Source organism: Streptomyces sp. NPDC052682 (genome assembly GCF_040678435.1).
Classification (GTDB): Bacteria; Actinomycetota; Actinomycetes; order Streptomycetales; family Streptomycetaceae; genus Streptomyces.
Genome location: NZ_JBFATS010000002.1, coordinates 122,113 through 142,533 on the forward strand (window position 1 = coordinate 122,113; position 20,421 = coordinate 142,533).

21 protein-coding genes and 1 riboswitch are annotated in these 20,421 nt (G+C 72.9%); of the genes, 9 read left to right on the forward strand and 12 right to left on the reverse strand.

Features of this window, described 5'->3' with window-relative positions; genetic code table 11:
• Positions 1 to 22: 22 nt before the first annotated feature.
• The gene (locus tag AB0K80_RS03015) at positions 23 to 919 is read left to right on the forward strand and encodes an aminoglycoside phosphotransferase family protein (RefSeq protein WP_365665208.1); all 897 of its coding nucleotides are present in this window, start codon (positions 23 to 25) and stop codon (positions 917 to 919) included.
• An 80-nt stretch (positions 920 to 999) separates the two neighbouring features.
• Here the strand turns inward: AB0K80_RS03015 and AB0K80_RS03020 are convergent, their stop codons facing one another.
• Together AB0K80_RS03020 and AB0K80_RS03025 are read right to left on the reverse strand one after the other, a co-directional pair.
• A complete protein-coding gene (locus AB0K80_RS03020) occupies positions 1,000 to 1,656 on the reverse strand; it encodes a hypothetical protein (protein ID WP_365665210.1) in 657 nt (218 codons plus the stop codon).
• A 22-nt stretch (positions 1,657 to 1,678) separates the two neighbouring features.
• The gene (locus AB0K80_RS03025) at positions 1,679 to 2,179 is read right to left on the reverse strand and encodes a hypothetical protein (RefSeq protein ID WP_365665212.1); all 501 of its coding nucleotides are present in this window, start codon (positions 2,177 to 2,179) and stop codon (positions 1,679 to 1,681) included.
• 7 nt (positions 2,180 to 2,186) lie between these two features.
• Here AB0K80_RS03025 and AB0K80_RS03030 point away from each other — a divergent pair, with 7 nt between their 5' ends.
• Complete coding sequence (locus AB0K80_RS03030; protein WP_365665830.1) at positions 2,187 to 3,623, forward strand: M1 family metallopeptidase; 1,437 nt, start codon at positions 2,187 to 2,189, stop codon at positions 3,621 to 3,623.
• Positions 3,624 to 3,630: 7 nt separating this feature from the next.
• Here AB0K80_RS03030 and AB0K80_RS03035 read toward each other — a convergent pair whose 3' ends face one another.
• A complete protein-coding gene (locus AB0K80_RS03035; RefSeq protein ID WP_365665214.1) occupies positions 3,631 to 4,182 on the reverse strand; it encodes a GNAT family N-acetyltransferase in 552 nt (183 codons plus the stop codon).
• A 111-nt stretch (positions 4,183 to 4,293) separates the two neighbouring features.
• Entirely contained in the window at positions 4,294 to 4,869 is a 576-nt protein-coding gene (locus AB0K80_RS03040; protein ID WP_365665215.1) for a TerD family protein, read from the reverse strand.
• A 158-nt stretch (positions 4,870 to 5,027) separates the two neighbouring features.
• Between AB0K80_RS03040 and arfB the strand changes: the two genes are divergently transcribed.
• A complete protein-coding gene (gene arfB / locus AB0K80_RS03045) occupies positions 5,028 to 5,465 on the forward strand; it encodes an alternative ribosome rescue aminoacyl-tRNA hydrolase ArfB (RefSeq protein ID WP_365665217.1) in 438 nt (145 codons plus the stop codon).
• A gap of 8 nt (positions 5,466 to 5,473) precedes the next feature.
• Here the strand turns inward: arfB and AB0K80_RS03050 are convergent, their stop codons facing one another.
• Together AB0K80_RS03050 and AB0K80_RS03055 are read right to left on the reverse strand one after the other, a co-directional pair.
• Positions 5,474 to 5,944, reverse strand: coding sequence for a GNAT family N-acetyltransferase (locus tag AB0K80_RS03050; RefSeq protein WP_365665219.1), 471 nt, complete (start codon positions 5,942 to 5,944; stop codon positions 5,474 to 5,476).
• A 209-nt stretch (positions 5,945 to 6,153) separates the two neighbouring features.
• Positions 6,154 to 6,708, reverse strand: a complete 555-nt coding sequence (locus AB0K80_RS03055; RefSeq protein ID WP_365665832.1) for a flavin reductase family protein — start codon at positions 6,706 to 6,708, stop codon at positions 6,154 to 6,156.
• A gap of 347 nt (positions 6,709 to 7,055) precedes the next feature.
• Here AB0K80_RS03055 and cdgB point away from each other — a divergent pair, with 347 nt between their 5' ends.
• The gene (gene cdgB, locus AB0K80_RS03060) at positions 7,056 to 8,723 is read left to right on the forward strand and encodes a diguanylate cyclase CdgB (RefSeq protein ID WP_365665221.1); all 1,668 of its coding nucleotides are present in this window, start codon (positions 7,056 to 7,058) and stop codon (positions 8,721 to 8,723) included.
• A gap of 120 nt (positions 8,724 to 8,843) precedes the next feature.
• Entirely contained in the window at positions 8,844 to 9,785 is a 942-nt protein-coding gene (locus AB0K80_RS03065) for a carbohydrate-binding protein (protein ID WP_365665223.1), read from the forward strand.
• A 6-nt stretch (positions 9,786 to 9,791) separates the two neighbouring features.
• Here the strand turns inward: AB0K80_RS03065 and AB0K80_RS03070 are convergent, their stop codons facing one another.
• The 3 genes from AB0K80_RS03070 to AB0K80_RS03080 form a co-directional block, all read right to left on the reverse strand.
• Entirely contained in the window at positions 9,792 to 10,715 is a 924-nt protein-coding gene (locus AB0K80_RS03070) for a 1-phosphofructokinase family hexose kinase (RefSeq protein ID WP_365665225.1), read from the reverse strand.
• Positions 10,716 to 10,842: 127 nt separating this feature from the next.
• Positions 10,843 to 12,081 (reverse strand): N-acetylglucosamine-6-phosphate deacetylase, encoded by a 1,239-nt coding sequence (gene nagA, locus AB0K80_RS03075; RefSeq protein ID WP_365665227.1) that lies wholly within the window; start codon positions 12,079 to 12,081, stop codon positions 10,843 to 10,845.
• Positions 12,081 to 13,022, reverse strand: coding sequence for an ROK family protein (locus AB0K80_RS03080; protein ID WP_365665229.1), 942 nt, complete (start codon positions 13,020 to 13,022; stop codon positions 12,081 to 12,083). Before AB0K80_RS03080 ends, nagA begins: the two co-directional genes overlap by 1 nt.
• Before the next feature lie 158 nt (positions 13,023 to 13,180).
• On the opposite strand from AB0K80_RS03080, the gene AB0K80_RS03085 reads away from it, so the two are divergent.
• Positions 13,181 to 14,401: an extracellular solute-binding protein gene (locus AB0K80_RS03085; RefSeq protein WP_365665834.1), complete on the forward strand. Its 1,221-nt coding sequence runs from the start codon at positions 13,181 to 13,183 to the stop codon at positions 14,399 to 14,401.
• A gap of 46 nt (positions 14,402 to 14,447) precedes the next feature.
• Positions 14,448 to 14,681 carry a DUF3263 domain-containing protein gene (locus tag AB0K80_RS03090; protein ID WP_365665230.1) on the forward strand — a complete coding sequence of 78 codons (234 nt, stop codon included), beginning with the start codon at positions 14,448 to 14,450 and terminating at the stop codon, positions 14,679 to 14,681.
• 275 nt (positions 14,682 to 14,956) lie between these two features.
• Here AB0K80_RS03090 and otsB read toward each other — a convergent pair whose 3' ends face one another.
• The 3 genes from otsB to AB0K80_RS03105 all read right to left on the reverse strand — a co-directional run bounded on the left by otsB (position 14,957) and on the right by AB0K80_RS03105 (position 18,304).
• The gene (gene otsB / locus AB0K80_RS03095; RefSeq protein ID WP_365665232.1) at positions 14,957 to 15,799 is read right to left on the reverse strand and encodes a trehalose-phosphatase; all 843 of its coding nucleotides are present in this window, start codon (positions 15,797 to 15,799) and stop codon (positions 14,957 to 14,959) included.
• Positions 15,800 to 15,801: 2 nt separating this feature from the next.
• Positions 15,802 to 17,262 (reverse strand): trehalose-6-phosphate synthase, encoded by a 1,461-nt coding sequence (locus tag AB0K80_RS03100; protein ID WP_365665234.1) that lies wholly within the window; start codon positions 17,260 to 17,262, stop codon positions 15,802 to 15,804.
• Positions 17,263 to 17,359: 97 nt separating this feature from the next.
• Positions 17,360 to 18,304, reverse strand: coding sequence for a glucosyl-3-phosphoglycerate synthase (locus AB0K80_RS03105; RefSeq protein ID WP_365665236.1), 945 nt, complete (start codon positions 18,302 to 18,304; stop codon positions 17,360 to 17,362).
• A 144-nt stretch (positions 18,305 to 18,448) separates the two neighbouring features.
• Positions 18,449 to 18,593: riboswitch (SAM riboswitch) on the forward strand.
• Between the two features lie 17 nt (positions 18,594 to 18,610).
• On the opposite strand from AB0K80_RS03105, the gene thrC reads away from it, so the two are divergent.
• Both thrC and AB0K80_RS03115 read left to right on the forward strand, forming a co-directional pair.
• The gene (gene thrC, locus AB0K80_RS03110) at positions 18,611 to 19,903 is read left to right on the forward strand and encodes a threonine synthase (RefSeq protein WP_365665238.1); all 1,293 of its coding nucleotides are present in this window, start codon (positions 18,611 to 18,613) and stop codon (positions 19,901 to 19,903) included.
• A gap of 82 nt (positions 19,904 to 19,985) precedes the next feature.
• Positions 19,986 to 20,261, forward strand: a complete 276-nt coding sequence (locus tag AB0K80_RS03115) for a MoaD/ThiS family protein (protein WP_365665240.1) — start codon at positions 19,986 to 19,988, stop codon at positions 20,259 to 20,261.
• Positions 20,262 to 20,421 lie beyond the last annotated feature (160 nt).

Consider the following 20,421-nt stretch of genomic DNA (forward strand, 5'->3'; position numbering starts at 1 on the left):
CCGCGGTGGGCCCACCGGTAGCGTGGGTGAGGTGATCGACGTCCCAGCGGAACTGGCCCTGTCGCAGGAGAAGTACAACGGGGCGCGGGGCCGCGCCTTCGTGCAGCGGCTGCCCGGCCTGGCGACGGAATTCCTCGACCGCTGGGGACTGCGTCCGGACGGCCCGTCGATGTCGGGTGTGTGCGCCCTGGTCCTTCCGGTGGTGCGCCGGGCGGACGGCACCCCGGCGGTGCTCAAGCTGCAGCTCCTCGACGCGGAGAGCGAGGGCGAGCCGGTCGCGCTGCGCGTGTGGGACGGGGACGGGGCCGTACGCCTCCTCGACCACGACGAGGCCACCGGCACGATGCTGCTGGAGCGCCTCGATCCGGCGCGCATGCTCCGCCACCTGCCGGACGCCCGCGCGGCGGCCCTGGTCATCGCCGGACTCCTGGCCCACCTGACCTCCGTCCCCGCCCCGCCCGGTCTGCGCCGCCTCGGCGACCTCGCCCGGGCCATGCTGGAGCGCACTCCCCGGGCGCTGGAGCGGGTCCCCGACCCCGGGACCCGCCGGCTGCTGGCCGACTGCGCGGCCGCCGTACGGGAGGTCGCCGGCACCCCCGGTGACCGGCTCCTGCACGGGGACCTGCACTACGACAACGTCCTCGCCGCCGACCGCGCCCCCTGGCTCGCCATCGACCCCAAGCCCCTGGCGGGCGATCCGGGTTTCGAGCTGCTGCCGGCCCTGTACAACCGCTTCGACCCGGACGGCATCAGCCCGCGCTTCGACGCGATGACCGGCGTCCTCGGCCTGGACCGCGCCCGGGCCCGCGCCTGGACCCTGGGCCGCGTCCTGCAGAACTGCCTGTGGGAGATCGAGGGCGGCCGGCCGCTGGAGGCGGAGCACCTGCAGATCGCGCGGCGGCTCCTCGGCAGGGCCTGAGCCGGGCGGCGCCGTTTTCCGTGCCCGCCACAGCGGCATCAGACCTCTGGACGACCGCGGGACCGGAAGCTGGGCCGTTCCTAGTACCAGCCGTACGCGGTCCGTGCCTCCTCGTTGGGGTCCAGGGACTGGTGGAGGCCCACCAGGGCGCTGACCAGGCGGGGGTCCAGGCCGGGGGCGCGTACCTCGTACGTGCCGGCCAGGCCGCGGAAGACGAGGTGGGTCCGGCGGGAGGCGTCGCGCCAGATGATGCGCCGGGGCGGGCCGAAGCCGTCGTCCCCGTCACCCAGCAGGGCCATGACCAGCCACACCAGGCGGATCGGCGCGCCCAGGGGCCACCACAGCGCCCACCACACCAGCCGGCCCTGGAAACCGTGCAGTACGGGACCCGTGGCCGGCTCCACCGTCCACCGTGTGCGGCCCCACCGGAAGGCGCGGCGGCGCCGGAGCGTGATCCGCCCGAGCGGGACGTCGCGGGCGTCGAGGACGTCGTAGACGGCGGGGCGTCCGCTCAGGCGGTAGCCGAGGGGCTGGGTGGTGAGCAGGCGGCCGAGGTACGTGCCGTCCTCGGCGAGGAGGTGGAAGCCGCGGACCGAGTCGAGGCGGTCGCGGGCGGGGCCGTCGGCGGTGCGGGAGAGCCGGACCGTCACGCCCTCCGGGCCCGGTGCCCCGTCCCGTACGACGGCCGGCGGGTTCACCTTGTAATCGATCGTGTAGGTCACGCGTGGTGCGGTCATGCGCGTCACTGCTCCCGGACGTTCACGGGACCCTGGGGAAGCGGGCCTGGAGGGTCCAGATCGCCGGGTTCTCCGCGAGGTCCTCGTGCAGGTCGCACAGGTCGGCGATCAGGTCGTGCAGGAAGTCCCGTGCCTCGCGGCGCAGTTCGGCGTGGGAGAAGCTCAGCGGGGACTCCTCGGCGGGCATCCAGTCGGAGGCGATGTCGACCCAGCCGAAGCGGCGCTCGAACAGCAGCCGGTCGGTGGACTCGGTGAAGTCGAGTTCCGCGCGCTGCGGGCGGGAGGCGCGGGAGCCGGCCGGGTCCCGGTCCAGCCGCTCCACGATGTCGCACAGCGCCCACGCGAAGTCGAGCACCGGCACCCATCCCCAGGCTGTGGAGATCTCCCGGTCCGTCTCGGTGTCGGCGAGGTAGACGTCGCCGCAGAACAGGTCGTGCCGCAGGGCACGGACGTCCGCGCGGCGGTAGTCGGTCTGCGGCGGGTCGGGGAAGCGCTGGGAGAGGGCGTAGCCGATGTCGAGCACGGGGGTGATGGTGTCACGTCCCCGTAGGATCACGAGCGTGCCCCGGTTCGCGCGCATTGCCGCCGTCTTCGCCCTCCTCGTCCTCGCCCCGACCGCCTGCGGCGGGGGTGGCGGCCACGGCAGCCGCGGCGGCGCCGGGCTGCGGGACCCGTACTTCCCGAAGGCCGGCAACGGCGGCTACGACGTCACCCACTACGGCCTGCGCCTGTCCTACGACCCCGGGCCCCGCCGCCTCACCGGCACCGCGACGATCACCGCGCGCGCCACCCAGGACCTGTCCGCGCTCAACCTCGACCTGAAGGGCCTGACGGTCCGGAAGGTCACCGTCGAGGGCGAGGCCGCCCGCTGGAAACGCGCCGGTCAGGAACTCACCGTGCGCCCGTCCCGCGCGCTGGAGGAGGGCGAGACGTTCGCCGTGACCGTCCACTACTCCGGGGCCCCCAAGACCCTCACCGACCCGGACGACTCGAAGGAGGGCTGGCTGCGCACCGCGGACGGGGCGGTCGCGCTGGGCGAGCCGGCCGGGTCGATGACGTGGTTCCCCGGCAACCACCACCCGCGCGACAAGGCGGCGTACGACATCACCGTCACCGTGCCCGAGGGCCTGCGGGCCGTGTCCAACGGGGAGCTGACCGCCGAGCACACCGAGCGGGGCCGTACGACCTTCGCCTGGCACACCGCGGAGCCGATGGCGAGCTACCTCGCCACCGTCGCGATCGGCGCGTACGAGATCCACCGCTCCACGACCGGCGGCGGTCTGCCCGTGTACACGGCCGTCGACCCGGACCAGGCCGAGGCGAGCCGGGCGGTGCTCGCGCGGCTCCCCGAGGTGATGGACTGGGCCGGGACGACCTTCGGCCCCTACCCGTTCTCCTCCGTCGGCGCCGTCGTGGACCGCCCGGACGACGCCGGGTACGCCCTGGAGACCCAGACCCGGCCCTTCTTCCCCGGCGCCCCCGACCTCGACACGCTCGTGCACGAGCTGGCCCACCAGTGGTACGGCGACTCCGTCACCCCGCGGACCTGGCGGGACATGTGGCTCAACGAGGGGTTCGCCACGTACGCCGAGTGGCTGTGGCAGGAGGACCACGGCGGCGACACCGCCCAGGAGACCTTCGACGCGCTGTACGCCGGCGACTACTTCGACACCGAGGAGGACGACCGGGCGCTCTGGGCGTTCCCGCCCGCCCGGCCGGCGAGCGCCGCGCACCTGTCGGACCCGCCGGTGTACTGGCGCGGCGCGATGGTCCTGCACAAGATCCGCCAGACCGTCGGCGACGACCTCTTCCACGACATCCTGAAGGGCTGGGCGGCCGCCCACCGCCACGGCACGGCGAGCACGGGCGACTTCACCGCGTACGTGGAACGGCAGGCCCCCGACGAGGACTTCGGCCGGATCTGGGCGGACTGGCTGTACGGGGAGGGGCGGCCGAAGCGGCCCTGACCGGGCTTCAGGGGGTCAGCCGCCTGAGCAGCACCGCGCAGGGGCGGCCCCGTTGGCGGTCGGCGCGGTGGTCGATGACCTGGTAGCCGAGGGCCGTCCAGAAGGCGAGGGCCCTGGCGTTGCCGTCCAGGACGGCGAGGCGGACGGCGGTGCGGCCGGCGGCGCGGAAACGGTCCTCGACGAGGGACGCCAGCCGGCGGCCGTAGCCCCGGCCGTGCAGACGCGCGTCGATCATCAGCAGGCCGATCCACGGGTCGGGGTCGGCCGGGTCGGGGTGGTGGGCGAGGGTGATCGCGATGCCGGCCAGGCGCCCGGCGTCACGGGCGAGCAGCACCTCGGCGTCCGGGTGCGCCAGCTCGGCCGCCAGCGCGGCCGCCACCTGCTCCGGGCGGATGTCGTCGGGGTCGGGGAAGTCGCCGCTGAGCGCGTGGAAGTCGCGGTGGGAGACGTACAGCGCGGTGAGCTCGGCGAGCAGCGGGGCCGGGATGCCGGGCCCGGGGGCGCTCTCGCGGGTGAGCGGGAGCGGCTCGAGGGTCAGGTGGGGTGGTCCGGGGGTCACGCGGTGAACCTAACGCGGGACACACCGGAGCCCCCGGTCTTTTTCCGGACCGGGGGCTTCTCAGGACGCGGATGTCCTCGGACGTGGATGTCCTCGGACGGGGGCGTCGCGTCAGACGTTCACGCCGAAGTCCTGGGCGATGCCGACCAGGCCCGAGGCGTAGCCCTGGCCGACCGCGCGGAACTTCCACTCGGCGCCGTTGCGGTACAGCTCGCCGAAGACCATGGCGGTCTCGGTGGCGGCGTCCTCCGACAGGTCGTAGCGGGCGATCTCGGCGCCGCCGGCCTGGTTGACGATGCGGATGTAGGCGTTGCGGACCTGGCCGAAGTTCTGGCCGCGGTTCTCGGCGTCGTAGATGGAGACCGGGAAGACGACCTTGTCGATGTCGGCCGGGAGGGCGGCGAGGTTGACGTTGATCGCCTCGTCGTCGCCGGCGCCCTCACCGGTGCGGTTGTCGCCGGTGTGGACGATCGTGTTGTCCGGGGTCTGCTTGTTGTTGAAGAACACGAAGTGGGCGTCCGAGTAGACCTTGCCCTGCGTGTTCACCGCGATCGCGGAGGCGTCGAGGTCGAAGTCCGTGCCGGTGGTGGTGCGGACGTCCCAGCCCAGGCCCACGGTGACAGCGGTCAGGCCCGGAGCCTCCTTGGTGAGCGAGACGTTGCCACCCTTGGACAGGCTTACAGCCATTGTTGGGAGTCCCTTCCCTCGTTGCGTACGGGCACGAAGCTACAGCTACCCCAAGGAACGCCGCGGGGGGTGCCGGAGGTTCCCGCGTCTTTACTTTCTTTACCGAACGGGCCCGGTCCGGATTATTGAGGTGACGTGGACCGGTCAGGGGCGGGAACATGTACGGCATGTCCGGTCCCTATCTCATCCGCGGCTCCGTCTCGCTCCCCGAGGCCGAGCTCATGTGGCGTTTCTCGCGGTCGTCGGGGCCCGGCGGACAGCACGTCAACACCACCGACTCCCAGGTGGAGCTGCGCTTCGACCTGGCCCGCACCGAGGCGCTGCCACAGGTGTGGAAGCAGCGGGCTCTCGAGCGGCTGGCCGGGCGGCTGGTGGACGGGGTGATCACCGTACGCGCCTCCGAGCACCGCTCCCAGTGGCGCAACCGCGAGGCCGCCGCCGTACGCCTGGCGGCGCTGCTCGCCGAGGCCACCGCGCCCCCGCCCAAGCCGCGCCGGCCGACCCGGATCCCGCGCGGCATCAACGAGCGCCGGCTGCGGGAGAAGAAGCAGCGCTCGGAGACCAAGCGGGGGCGCTCCGCGCGGGACTGGACGTAGCCCGACCCCTACGACAGGGCCAGCGCCCCGACGATCTGCCCTCCGTTGGTCTCACCGGTCGGCCGGAAGCCGAGCCCCAGGTAGAACCCTTCCGGGCCGTCGGGCCCGGGATGCCAGGTGACGTACAGCTCCGTGCCGCCCCGGCGGCGGATCTCGCCGGCCACCGACTCCACTGCGAACCGGCCGTAGCCCCTGCCCTGCTCGGCGGCGTCGATGTTCAGCCGCCACAACCCCGAACGGACGGGGCCGCGGCCCTGCCCGCTCCAGTCGATGCCGAAGAAGGCCATGAGGAAGCCGACCGGCCGGCCGCCGTCGACGATCAGCCGGGGCCAGGCGACGCCGGGATGGACGTACGCCTCGGCGAGCGACTTCACGACCGGCGCGACCGCGTGCTCCTGCTCGGGCCGGACCCGGATCCCGAGCGCGGCGTCGAGACGAGCGGGCGTGATCTCTTCGAGGCGGAGCGCGGAGGGGGCCATGCGGGCAGGCTAGGCCGTGTGTTCCCCGGAGGGCCACGGGATTACGGCCGGCGGCGCCGGGCTTCCCGGGCCGGGCCGCGGCCTGCTCGGGGACCGGGCGTCCGGGGGCCTCGGGCTGTGCGGGGCCTGGGGCTGTGCGGGGCCTGGGGCTGTGCGGGTCCCCGGGTCGTTCGGTCCCCGGGTCGTCCGGGTCCCCGGGCTGGCCCCGTTCAGCCCAGATGCCGGTACCGGCCCCGGAAGTACGTCAGCGGGCCGGTGTCCGTGTTCGGTGTGTGGGCCGTCAGGACGCGGCCGATCACCAGGGTGTGGTCGCCGGCCGTGACCCGTTGCTCCGTGCGGCACTCCAGGGTGGCCAGGGCGCCGCCGACCAGGGGCGCACCGGTGTGTTCGCCGCGGACGTACGGGATGTCCTGGAACAGCAGCCGGTCGCTGAGCCGGCCCTTCATGGCGAAGCGGCCGGCGATGTGCCGCTGGCCCTCGGAGAGCACCGACACCGCCCACAGGGGCTGCTCGGCGAGCACCTCGTCCATGCGGGAGCCCTCGCGCACGCTGACCAGGACGAGCGGCGGGTTCAGCGACACCGACACGAACGCGGTGGCCGTCATGCCGACGTCCTCGCCGCCCGGCGCGCCGGGGTCGTCCGGGTCGAGCGGCGGCTCCTGCGCGGTCACCAGGACCACGCCGGCGGCCAGCCGGGACATCGCCGCGCGGAACTCGTCGTTGCTCACCCCCTCAGCATGCCCGGCGGCGGGCGAGGGGATCATCGGCGAGGTGACAGCGGGAGTGTTCGGCACGTTCGAAACGCTAGTCGCCGCCGCCCGCGCACCGCATCGGACCTCGGCCCGAGCGGGGACCTAGGTCCGCGGAAGGACGCACCGGAAGAAGGCAGAGGAAGCAGAGGAAGGCAGAAGAAGGCAGAAGAACGCAGAAGAACGCAGAATCTCCACGCAATTGCTCACGTTTGCCTGTGACTTGAGTCACAAGAGGCGAGAATTGTTGACCCTGTGTACCGAGTGGGCAGCGCGCTGTGATTCAGTGGCGGGGAAGCCACTAGGACGATACGCCGAAGAGAACCCTTGATTCGCTGCGAGGTCTCGGGGGGAGGGCGAGCATGGAGACCGAGTCGGAACCCTACGTCCGTCTTGCGTCCCTGCGACAACTGCACCAGGTCATGGCCGACATGAACACGGCCCGCAGCCTGGCGGACACGTTGCAGACCGTCGCCGACGGCGCGGTCAACGCCCTCGGCTACGAGCTGGCGTGCGTCAACCTCGTACGCCCCGACGGCGACCTCGTCGTCGCCGCCCTGGCAGGCAACCCCGCCGCCGAGGCGCTCATCACCGGCCGTGTCGGCTCCCGCGAGTCCTGGGAGCGCCGGCTGAGTATGGGCGAGCGGTGGGGCGACCTGGTGTTCATACCGCACACCGAGGGCTGGGTCCTCGACGACGACGACGTCCCCCAGTGGTACACCGACGGGCCCGCGCCCCGCTTCGAGGACGAGTGGCACCCCGCCGACCGCCTCTTCGCGCCGATGTACGCGCCCGGCCCGCAGGGCGGCGGAACGAGCGGCGAGCTGATCGGCGTGCTGTCCGTGGACCGGCCGCGCAACGGCCGGCTGCCCGGCGCCTGGGGCCGCGAGGCGCTCCAGATGTACGCCTTCCAGGCCGCCATCGCGATCAGCAACGCCCGGCTGCGCGCCAACATGCAGCGCGCCCTGGTCCGTCTGGAACGCGAGCAGCAGGCGCTGCGGGCCAGTGAGGAAAGCTTCCGGCAGGCCTTCGAGTACGCCCCCTCCGGCATGGCCATCGCCGAGATGGGCGGCGACCAGCACGGCCGGATCCTGCGCACCAACGACGCCCTGTGCCGCCTGCTGGGCCGCCCCGCCTCCGCGATGCGGCGCTACTCCTTCTCCGACCTCGTCCACCCCGAGGACATAGGCACGCTGCTGCGGACCTCCGCCGAGGGCGGACGCGCCGAGCTGCGGCTCGGCCGCCGCGACGGCACCTACGTATGGGTGTCGCTGCGCAACTCCGTCGTCGCCGACGCCGCCGACGGGCCCCGCTTCCTGCTCACCCACGTCGAGGACATCGAGGAACGCAAGCGCCGCGAGCTCCAGCTCGCCCACCGCGCCTCCCACGACTCCCTCACCGGCCTGCCCAACTCCGCCGAGCTGCGCGCCCGGCTCTCCGCCCGGCTGTGCCAGCGGTCCACGTCCCCGCATCCCGCCGAAGCCGGGATCGAGTCGCAGGACGCGGCCTTCGGCCACCCCGCCTTCGACTCGGTCGGCCACGGCTTCGCCTTCCCGCCGCCCGCGGAGGCGTACGACGCCTACGACCACCACGTGCACACCGTCGCCCCCGCCGCCGACCGCGACGACGGCACCAAGGGCCTCGCGGTGCTCTTCTGCGACCTCGACGGCTTCAAGTCGATCAACGACCGTTTCGGGCACAACGCCGGCGACGCCGTCCTCATCGAGGTCGCCCGCCGCCTGAGCAACGGCGTACGCGACGGCGACACCGTCGCCCGGCTCGGCGGCGACGAGTTCGTGATCCTCGCCGACGGGCTCGGCCGCGCCGACGCCCAGGACCTCGCGGTGCGGCTGCGCAACGAGATCATCCAGCCCATCCGCGCCGAGGGCCGGGCCGTCCGGGTGGGCGCCAGCTTCGGCATCGGGTGGGCGCACTGTGGAATGACTGCGGACGAAGTGTTGAAGTCCGCCGACGAACGGATGTACGTCGAGAAACGATCTCGTCCCAAACAACACAGACGCGCGGGCTGACCCCCAGGTCAGCGAGTCGATGCGGTCTGAGTCACCCGTTTGGGTCACGTGGAGCGGGTAGGCTCGCAGGTCTCACCACCCGTACCGCATCCACACGCACCTGACTGAGGAGACCAAGGGATGACGCCCGGCAACAACGGCGCGAGCACGCCCGAGGACGACGACCCGTTCGGCTATCTGTACGCCGACGGGCAGGCCAACGGGGCCCAGCCGCCGTCCGGTGGCTACGGCTACCCCAACGCGGTCAACCGTGTGCGGACGGTCGGACAGCGCCAGTACGGCCAGCAGGCGCAGACGGCGCCGTACGGTCAGGTGTCGCAGCAGCAGAACACGTACGGCCGGCCCAACGCCCACTACGCCGCCCCGGAGACCTTCCCCGGCGGTGCGACCACCGTGCAGCAGCAGGCTCCCGCGGCCGGCGCGGGCGGCCGGGGCCGCGGCCCGAACACCAAGGGGCTGCTGATCGGCGCGGTCGCGGTGGTCGCCGCGGTCGTCATCGGCATCGGCGTGGTCATGCTGGGCGGCGACAAGGAGCCGGACGACACCGGCACGCAGGCCGGCGGTGCGACGCCGGGGCAGTCCCAGAGCGCGGAGCCGAGCCCGTCGGCGAGCAGCAGCGGCGCGAGCCAGGCCGAGCTGCCCAAGACCGACGCCAAGGCGCTCCGCCTGGAAGGCGGGACCACGACCGCCTCGGACATCAAGGGTGCGAAAGCCGACGGCGGCGTCTACGTCACGGGTTTCAACAAGGCCGGCGCCTCGGTCACCTGGACCTTCAACGGCATCGAGAAGGCCGGCAAGTACACCGTGTTCGTCGGCTACAGCGTGCCGGGCAAGGACCAGAACGCCACCCTCACGGTCAACGGCACGCCCCTGACCACGCCCGTCGACCTGAAGAACTGGGCGGGTGCCGGCGCGGGCGACTACGAGAAGGGCTGGACGAAGACCTACAACTACGTCCAGCTCAACAAGGGCACGAACACCGTCAAACTGTCCTGTGAGCAGGGCAACCAGTGCGACGCCCTCATCGACCAGCTGTGGCTGGTCAAGGGCTGGGTCAAGTAGGAGGCCTCAGGCCGCGCTGGCCTCGCCCGTCACCGACACCCGGCCCAGCAGCTCCCCGTACGCCGCCCGGTCGACCTCGTCCGCTGCCGGCGTCGTCGCCGCCGACAGTGCTGCCGCGCGGGCCAGGCGGTCCGGCCACGGCAACCGGTCGACCAGGCCCGACAGCAGGCCCGCGACCACCGCGTCGCCGGCTGTGGCCGGGGTGCCCCGGTCCTGGGCGGGCGGCCTGGCGCGCCAGCGGCCCTCGGAGGTCGCCGCCAGCAGGCCCTCCGCGCCGAGCGAGGCCACCACGGCCCGGGCGCCGCGCCGCCGGGCGTCCAGCGTGGCCCGCAGCGGCTCGTGGGAGCCGGTCAGCTCGGCCAGCTCGTCGGCGTTCGGCTTGATGATGTCGGGGCGGGCCGCCACCCCCCGGCGCAGTGGCTCCCCGCTGGTGTCCAGCAGCACCGGCACCCCGGCGGCCCGGGCGGTGCGCACCAGACCGGCGTACGCGCCCACCGGCACACCCGGCGGCAGGCTGCCGCACAGGGCCACCGCCGACGCCGCCGGCAGCAGGCCCTCGTAGGCCTTCTGGAAGGCGGACCACTCGGCGGGGGTGATCAGCGGGCCGGGTTCGTCGAGCCGGGTGGTCCCGCCGGTGTGCTCGTCGACCACGGCGACGGTGCGGCGGGTGGCGCCGCCGACCGGGACCAGTGCGTCGACCAGCCCGGGCACCGCGGCGAGCCGCTCCCGGACCTCCCGGCCGGTGGTGCCCCCGGCGAAGCCGGTGACGGAGACCTCGTGCCCGAGGGCCGCGAGGACCCGGGCCACGGTGACGCCCTTGCCGCCGGGGCGTTCCCGCACCTCGGAGACCCGGTGGGAGGCGTGCGGCCGCAGGGCCCCGACGCGGTAGGTGATGTCGAGAGCGGTGTTCAGCGTGACCGTGAGGATCACCTGGGCCGACCTCCCCCGATGGATGTGCCATCCGTTCGCCATACGTTCCGGAGAGCCGATCATGCCAAAGAGACGGCGGCCGGCCCAGTCCAGGCCTCGGCCACCGTCTCTCCGACAGCGGGACGCATTAGGCCAGTTGGGGATCGACCACCCACACGCCCCGGCGCATCACGCCCCTGAGCTCGAAGTCCTGGTCCAGGATGAGCAGGTCGGCGAACTTCCCGGGCTCCAGTGAGCCGATCGTGTCCGCCATGCCGAGCAGCCGGGCCGGGTTCTCCGACAGGGCCCGCACCACGTCCTGCACCGGCAGCCCGTCGACCGTGACCGCGCGCTTGAAGGCCCGGTCCAGGGTGAGGGTGGAGCCGGCGATCGTGCCGTCCGCGGCCAGCCGGGCCACCCCGTCGGCGACCTCCACCTCCAGCGGGCCGAGCATGTAGCGGCCGTCGCCGAAACCGGCCGCGTCCATCGCGTCGGTGATGAAGGCGACCCGGTGCGCGCCCGCGTGGCGGAACGCCAGCTGCAGCGCGGCCGGATGCAGGTGCGTGCCGTCGTTGATCAGCTCGACCGTGACCCGCTCGTCCTCCAGCAGGGCGGCGATCGGGCCGGGGGAGCGGTGGCCGAGCGGGGGCATCGCGTTGAACAGGTGCGTGGCGACGGTCGCGCCCGCGTCGATGGCCTCCACCGTCTGCTCGTAGGTGGCGTCGGTGTGGCCGACGGCCGCGATCACGCCGTGCTCGGCGAGCAGGCGCACCGCGTCGATGCCGCCGGGCCGTTCGGTGGCCAGGGTGACCATCGTCGCGTGGCCGCGTGCCGCGTCGATCAGCTTGCGGACCTCCGCCGGGTCCGGGTCGCGCAGCAGGTCCTCGGCGTGCGCGCCCTTGCGGCAGGGGGAGATGAACGGTCCCTCGAAGTGGATGCCCGCGATGTCCCCCTGCTCGGCGAGCTCGCTGAGCAGGCCGGCCCGCCGGGCGAGGAAGTCCATGTCGCCGGTGACGGTGGAGGCGACCAGGGTGGTGGTGCCGTGCAGGCGGTGGGTGTGGATGCCCTGGAGTACGTCCTCCACCGACCCGGAGGTGAAGGAGGCTCCGCCGCCGCCGTGGTTGTGCAGGTCCACGAAGCCGGGGACGACCCAGTGGCCTGGGATGTCGATGACGTGAGCGTGTTCCGGGGCCGTGTGGGTGATGCGGGTGCCGTCGACGGCCAGCCGGCCGTTCTCGACGGTTCCGGTGGGGAGGACCACCCGGGCGCCGGTGAGCACCAGGGGTGTTCCGGCCGTGGCGGGGTGCGGGTGCGTCGTGGCTGGTCGCGCCCCGCGGCGGAGCCGCATATCGACGCTGTCCCGCGCCCCTTGAGCGGCGTCGGCCATCAGGGGGTTACCTCCGTACGGTCGGTTCGGTCCAGGAGATCCCAGGCGAGCAGGCCCGCGCCCAGGCTTCCGGCGGTGTCTCCCAGGGCGGCCGGGACGATGTCCGGCAGTTTCTGGAACGTGACCCGGCGCCGGACGGCGTCCCGCAGGGGCGTGATCAAGGTTTCCCCCGCCTCGGCCAGGCCGCCACCGATGATCAGGACGCGGGGGTCCAGCAGGGTGAGGGCGGTGACCAGGCCGTCGGCCAGGGTGTCCACCGCCGTCTGCCAGACCGCCCGGGCCCGCGGGTCGCCGGACTCGACGGCCTTCGCGCAGTCGGCGGCGTCCGCGCCCGGGTCGCCGCAGGCCGCCGCCCACGCCTCGCTGACGGCCGCCGCGGACGCGTACCGCTCCAGACAGCCGCGCTGCCCGCACGGGCAGTCGGTGCCCCCGGGCCGTACGACGATGTGGCCGATCTCACCCGCGAAGCCGTGCGCGCCCGCCTCCACCCGGCCGTCGAGGCCGATGGCGCCCGCGATGCCGGTGCCCAGCGCGACGAACAGGAACCGGTCGGCGCCCCGGCCCGCGCCGAGACGGCCCTCGGCGAGGCCGCCGGTGCGCACGTCGTGGCCGAGGGCGACCGGGAGGCCGAGCCGGGCCGCCAGCAGGTCGCGCAGGGGCAGGTCGCGCCAGCCGAGGTTGGCGGCGTAGACGGCGGTGCCGTGCGCCTCGTCGACGATGCCGGGGACCGCGAGGCCCGCGGCGCAGGGGTCTTCACCGAAGCGGCGCGCCGCGTACGACCGCAGTTCGGTGGCGAAGTCCAAGATCGCCGCGACGACGGCCTCCGGGCCGCGCTCCCGGCCGGTGGCCCGGCGCGCCTGGTGCAGCAGGGCGCCGTCCGCCCCGACCAGGGCGGCCTTCATCCCGGTGCCGCCCACGTCCAGGGCGATGACATGTCTCACGGGGACAGTGTGGCCCGGGGACCCGCAAGAGGTCTAGTCCACTCACGTGGTGTAGACCTAAAGTCTGATGATTCGAAAAATTTCGCAGAGCAAGATGTGGGGAAACGGTGCAGCGTCGGCGTAGGACAGGAACGATCGCGGTGGTGTCCGCACTGGGCATGACGGCGGTCCTGGGCGGCTGCGGCCTCACCGGTGTCTCGGGGGACGTCACCCTGAGACTGGTCGCCGCCGACTACGGCGACAGCGCGGCCAACAGCTCCGAGAAGTACTGGGACCAGCTCGTCACGGAGTACGAGAAGGACCACCCCGGAGTCAAGATCGACGTCAGCGTGTACTCGTGGAACGACGTCGACCGCAAGGTCAGGGAGATGGTCGACGCCGGGGACCCGCCGGACATGGCGCAGATCGGCGCGTACGCCGACTACGCGGCCAAGGACCTGCTCTACAAGGCCGGCGACGTGCTCTCCATCCCCGTGCAGGCCGACTTCGTCCCGCAGCTGTCCACCGCGGGCGAGGTCAGCGGGGTGCAGTACGGCATGCCGTTCGCCTCCTCCACGCGCGTGCTGTTCTACAACAAGACCCTCTTCGCCAAGGCCGGCCTCACCCCGCCGAAGACCTGGGCCCAGCTCGCCTCCGACGCCGAGGCGCTGAAGGAGGAGGGCGTGAAGTACCCGTACGCCCTGCCCCTCGGGCCGGAGGAGGCGCAGGCCGAGACGCTGCAGTGGCTGCTCAGCGGCGGGGGCGGCTACACCGACGACGTCGGCACGTACCAGATCGACTCCCCGCAGAACGTCAAGACGTTCACCTGGCTGAAGGACGAGCTGGTCGACAAGGGCCTGACCGGTCCGGTCGCCCCCGGTGAGCTCAACCGGGCCGCAGCGTTCGAGGCCTTCGCCAACGGGGACGTCGGCATGCTGAACGGGCACCCGTCGCTGATGAAGATCGCCGCGAAGAAGGGCGTGAAGTTCGGCATGGTGCCGATGCCGGGCGCCGAGGGCGTGAGCAAGCGGACCCTCGGTGTCGCGGACTGGATGCTGGCGTTCAAGAAGAACGGCCACGCCGAGCAGATCGGCGACTTCCTCGACTTCGTCTACAGCGACAAGAACGTCCTCGCCTTCTCCCGCGAGTACGACCTGCTGCCCGTCACCACCTCCGCGTCCGCGGCGATGGCCGGGGCGGAGGAGGACCGGGACCTCAAGCCGTTCCTGCAGGAGCTGCAGTCCTCCGAGCTGTATCCGGTCGGCCAGACCTCGTGGGCCGAGGTCAGCGCCGACATCAAGAAGCGGATCGGCAAGGCGGTCGCGCCCGGTGGCAGCCCGGCGGGCGTCCTGACGCAGCTCCAGACGACGGCGACCCGGGCGGAGAGCGCCCAGCAGTAGCCGGCCGGCAGCCGTGTTGTCGGTGGCAGGGGCTACGGTTCCTGCCATGGACCAGGAGCAGCTCGGACGCCGTGAGCAGGACATCCTCGCTCTGGAGCGCCGTGGCTTCGCGGGCCCCGGCGCGAAGGAGCGGGCGATACGGGAGGAGCTGGGGCTGGCGCCGGTGCGCTACTACCAGCTCCTCAACGCCCTGCTGGACGATCCGCGCGCCCTGGCCCACGACCCGGTGACCGTCAACCGGCTGCGGCGGGTCCGGGAGGCCCGGCGGGCGGAACGCTGAGCACGAGGCTTCTCAGGGTGCTGGGCGTCGGCGCCCGGGCCGGGTGGGAGCGCAACCCGGCGCGTCCGGAAGCGCCCCTCACTCTCGGTTTCACGCGAGCGGGCCCCCTCGCCCACCCGTGCCGCCCCAGCGGCACGACCGCCCGCAGCCGGGCGGCTCACGGGATGTCCGCCGCCGGGGCGGCCCCACCGCCGTGCCCGTGCCGGGTGGCGGCGGGCGCGCCGCCGGCAGCGGGGCGGCACCCACGGGACGGCCGGCGCGGGCCGCGCGCGGGCTCAGGCCAGCCGCTCGGCCAGGGTGCGCAGGAGGCTCACCACGCCCTCCGGGCCGGGGACCACCACGTCCGCGCGTTCGCGCAGTTCCGTGACCTCGTCGTTGCCGCTGCACACCAGCACGCCGGGGGTGCCGTCGGTGCGCAGGGTGTCGACGGCGGCGAAGGCGGGCAGGTCGCCCAGGTCGTCGCCGGCGTACAGGACCGAGCCGGCGCCGATCTCGCGGGCGAAGTCCAGCAGGGCGACGCCCTTGTCCATGCCCGGCGGGCGCAGCTCCAGGACCATCCGGCCGGGCTCGACGATCAGGCCGTGCCGGGCGGCCAGCGCGGTGAGCGGCTCGCGCAGGGCCTCGAAGGCGGCCTGCGGGTCGGCGGCCCGGCGGGTGTGCACGGCCACCGCCCGGCCCTTCTCCTCGACCCAGGTGCCCTGCCCGGCGGCCCCGGCCCGGTCCAGAACACCGGGCAGCTCGGCGCGTACGGCGGCGACCCCGGGGTGCGCGGGAGGTGCGGTGACCTGGCCGGTGGTGGCCTCCCAGCGCTCGGCGCCGTAGTGGCCGAGCACCACGAGGTGCTCCAGGCCGGGCACGCCCGCGAAGCCCCCGTTGCGTACCGCCACCTCGGCCGGCCGGCCGGTGATCACGGCGACGGCGGCCACCTTCGGGGCGAGGGCGGCCAGCGCGGGCACCGCCTCCGGGTGCGCCCGGGCCCGCTCGGGGTCGGCCACGATCGGCGCGAGCGTGCCGTCGAAGTCCAGGCCGACCAGCGCCTTGCCCGGCCGGGCCAGGAGCGCGTCGAGGCCCTGCCGCCCGGGGCGGGTGGCGGGCGTCGGCAGCGAGTCGGTGCCCATGCTCAGCCCCTCAGCGCGTTCAGCTGGTCCAGGAACCACTGCGCAGGCGGCAGCGCGGTCGCCGCCGCGGCCAGCCGCTTGGAGCGTGCCGCCCGTTCCTCCGGTGCCATCGCCAGCGCCTCGTGCAGCGCCCGGGCCGTGTCGATGACGTCGTACGGGTTGACGACGAGCGCGTCCTCGCGGAGCTCCTCGTGCGCCCCCGCCTCCCGCGACAGCACCAGCGCGCAGCCCTTGTCGGAGACGACCGGCACCTCCTTGGCGACCAGGTTCATGCCGTCCAGGACGGGGTTGACCAGGGCCACGTCGGCCAGCCGGTACGCCGCCAGCGACCGGGCGAAGTCGTCCTGGACGTGCAGCACGACCGGGGTCCAGCCCGGCGTCCCGTACCGCTCGTTGATCTCCCGCGCCACGCGCTGCACCTCGGCCGTGTAGTCGCGGTACACGGCGAGGTCCTGCCGGGAGGGGTAGGCGAACGCCACGTGCACGACCCGCTCGCGCCACTCGGGGTGGTCCTCCAGCAGCTGCCGGTAGGCCAGCAGGCCCCGCACGATGTTCTTGGACAGCTCGGTGCGGTCGACCCGGACGATGGTCCGGCGGCCCTCGCCGATCTCCTCCCGCAGCGCCGCCATGCGCTCCTCGACGTCCGGCTCGTGGGAGCGGGCGCGCAGGAACTCGGCGTCGGCGCCCAGGCCGTGCACCCCGATGAGCGTGGTCGTCAGCGGCGGCCGGCCCGTCGGCGTGTGCTCGATGTACCGGCGCGGGTCGCCGCTCGGCCAGCTGGGGGAGATCCGCTCGCCGTCCACCTCACCGGCGCACGACATGAACAGCGACGCCCACCGCCAGGTCAGGAACCCCAGCCGGTTCGCGCCGAGCATGCCCCACACCAGCTGGGCGCGGATGTCGTGCGGCAGCATCCGGAAGTACTCCGGCGGCGCCCACGGCGTGTGCGAGAAGTGCCCGATGCGCAGATCCGGGCGCAGCTCGCGCAGCATCCCCGGGACCAGGCACAGGTGGTAGTCCTGCACCAGCACCGCCGCGCCCTCGGCCGCCTCCTCGGCCAGCGCCTCGGCGAAGGCCCGGTTGTACGTCTCGTACGACGCCCACTGCCGCCGGAACTCCGCGTCGAAGACCGGCTCCAGCGGCGTCTGGTACAGCATGTGGTGCACGAACCACAGCACCGAGTTGGCGATGCCGTTGTACGCGTCGGCGTGCACGTCGGCCGGGATGTCCAGCATCCGCACGCCGTCCTCGCCGACGCCCCGCCGCACCGCCTCCCGGTCGCCGTCGGACAGCGCCGAGCACACCCACAGGGCGCCCGCGTCCGGCCCGATCGCCGACAGCCCGGACACCAGCCCGCCGCCGCCCCGTCTGGCGTGCAGCGAGCCGTCGTCCTTGACCGAGTAGGAGACCGGGCCCCGGTTGGAGGCAACCAGCACCTGAGCAGCACCGTTCGTCGAAGCCATACGCCTCAACCTAGCCCGGCCCGGAAACGCTCAAACGTACGACCCGCCCGTATACGGTGCGCACGCCCGTATCAGGCCGTCCGGGCCGCCGTCGCGGTCAGGCCGCCGTGCGTTCCTGGTACTCGGCGATCTCCACCATCGGCGGCCGTTCCTCGGTGTCCACCGAGTACGTCCGCGGCTCGAAGCCGTCCTCGCCCCGCTCGAACTGGGTCAGCGACGGCCGGATCAGGTGGCCGCGGGCCAGCCGCAGCTGGGCCGTGCGGTAGATCGCGGCGGCCATCCGGCCGAGCGCCTGGCCGTCCTGGTGGCGGTGCTTGCGCACCCCGACATCCACCTGGGCGAGGGCGTCCAGGCCCACCAGGTGCAGGGCGTCGACGAGCATGCCCAGCTCCACGCCGTACCCGACGGGGAAGGGCAGCTGCTCCAGCAGCGAGCGGCGGGCCGCGTACTCGCCGCCCAGCGGCTGCACGAACCCGGCCAGCTGCGGCCAGTGCATGTTGAGCAGGGGCCGGGCCATGAGCTCGGTCACTCGCCCGCCCTGCCCGGCCGCCGACCCGAGCGGACGGTCGTACATGGCCTTCACCAGGTGCACGTCCGGGTCGGTGAGCAGCGGGCCGACGATCCCCGAGACGAAGTCGGAGGAGAACTCCCTCAGGTCGGCGTCGACGAAACAGACGATGTCCCCGCGGGTGACCAGCAGGGAGCGCCACAGCACCTCCCCCTTGCCGGGCACGGTGGGCACGCGCGGCAGGATCCGGTCCCGGTGCACCACCGTCGCGCCCGCGGCGGCGGCCACCTGCGACGTACGGTCGGTCGACCCCGAGTCGACGACGACGATCTCGTCGACGAGGGGAACTTGCTGCATCAGGTCGTGACGGATGATCGCGACGATGTCGCCGACCGTCTCCTCCTCGTTGAGCGCGGGCAGCACGACGGAGACCGACTGGCCCGTGCGCTGCTTCGCGGCCAGGATCTGGTGGAGCGGGCGATCGGTCACGGACCAGGAGCGGGTGCTCAGCCAGCGCTCGACTTCTTCCAGCACGGTGGGCGGCTCCTCACTGTTTGTCTCGCGGTTCGGACGACTATCTCAACTGTCCTGGCCTTCGGTTACAGTCTTGAACAACGCGGATGACCATCGCATGTCCGATCCCGTGCTCGAGGGTCGCCGCCGTTGACAACCTCATACAGCTCATCCAGAGGGGCAGAGGGACACGGCCCGATGAAGCCCCGGCAACCCCCCTGATCCGGTCTCGTTGCGTCACGCGAGGCTCCCGGCCAGGGAAGGTGCCAATTCCGTCTCACGGCGAGATGCGTCGTGAGGAAGATGAGGAGAAAGGGCCTCGCCTCCATGGCTGTGCAGACCGTTGCAAGCACCAGCAATCCCGCCGCTCCGTCCGTCGACCTGGGTCCGGCCGCCGCGCTGTCCTGCCGCGAGTGCGGTCACCGGGTACCCCTCGGACCGGTCTTCGCCTGCGAGGAGTGTTTCGGCCCGCTGGAGATCGCCTACGACTTCTCCGCGTACGACGCCGAGGAGCTCCGCAAGCGCATCGAGGCGGGCCCCGCGAACATCTGGCGCTACGCGCCGCTGCTGCCCGTCCCCGCGGACGTGGCCGCCAAGCCGAACCTGAACCCGGGCTGGACCAAGCTCGTCCAGGCCGACAACCTGGCGCGCGAGCTCGGCGTGACCGGCGGCCTGTACGTGAAGGACGACTCCGGCAACCCGACGCACTCCTTCAAGGACCGCGTGGTCGCCCAGGCCCTGGAGGCGGCCCGCGCCTTCGGCTTCACGACGCTGTCCTGCTCCTCCACCGGCAACCTGGCCGGCGCCGTCGGCGCCGCCGCCGCACGGGCCGGCTTCCGCTCCTGCGTGTTCATCCCGCACGACCTGGAGCAGGGCAAGGTCGTCATGGCCGCGGTCTACGGCGGCGAGCTCGTCGGCATCGAGGGCAACTACGACGACGTGAACCGCTTCTGCTCGGAGCTGATCGGCGACCCGGCGGGCGAGGGCTGGGGCTTCGTCAACGTCAACCTGCGGCCGTACTACGCGGAGGGCTCCAAGACCCTCGCCTACGAGATCTGCGAGCAGCTCGGCTGGCGGCTGCCGGACCAGATCGTGGTGCCGATCGCCTCCGGCTCCCAGCTCACCAAGATCGACAAGGGTCTTCAGGAGCTGATCAAGCTGGGGCTCGTCGAGGACCGGCCGTACAAGATCTTCGGTGCCCAGGCCGAGGGGTGCTCGCCGGTGTCCACGGCCTTCAAGGCCGGGCACGACGTGGTGCGCCCGCAGAAGCCGGACACCATCGCCAAGTCGCTCGCCATCGGCAACCCGGCGGACGGGCCCTACGTGCTGGACATCGCGCGGCGGACCGGCGGCGCGGTGGAGGACGTGACGGACGAGCAGGTCGTCGACGCGATCAAGCTGCTCGCGCGCACGGAGGGCATCTTCGCGGAGACCGCCGGTGGCGTGACCGTGGGGGTGACGCGCAAGCTGATCGAGAACGGGGTGCTGGACCCGGCCCTGACGACGGTCGTGCTGAACACGGGCGATGGTCTCAAGACGCTGGACGCGGTGGCGGGCACCGGGCTGACCGCGACCATCCGTCCCACCCTCGACTCCTTCCGCGAGGCCGGACTCGTCTAGACCGTCGTCCGCTGCGGGCCGGTGGGGGCCGGCCCGCGGTTCCTCGCGCCCCTGGCTTCGTTCCCCTACCGGAGGTTCCACCGTGAGCGTCACCGTCCGCATCCCCACCATCCTGCGCACCTACACCGGCGGTCAGGCCGAGGTCACGGCCGAGGGCGCGACCCTCGCCGAGGTCATCGCGGACCTGGAGAAGAACCACACCGGCATCGCCGCCCGTGTCCTGGACGACCAGGGCAAGCTGCGCCGGTTCGTCAACGTCTACGTCAACGACGACGACGTGCGCTTCGAGCAGGGGCTCCAGACGCCGACGCCCGAGGGCGCGGGCGTGTCCATCATTCCGGCCGTCGCCGGCGGCTGAAACGGCTTGCTCGTTACCTTCGGTAACGGCTGTCACGCAGCGTTTGCCGGATTGCCCCCTCCGTAAGAGAAGCGGAGGGGGCAATTCAGTGTGGTTGATCGCGGTACAGTTGGGGAACGCGATGCCGCTCCGCTGTTGCGTAACCCTGTTTTTCCTGCCG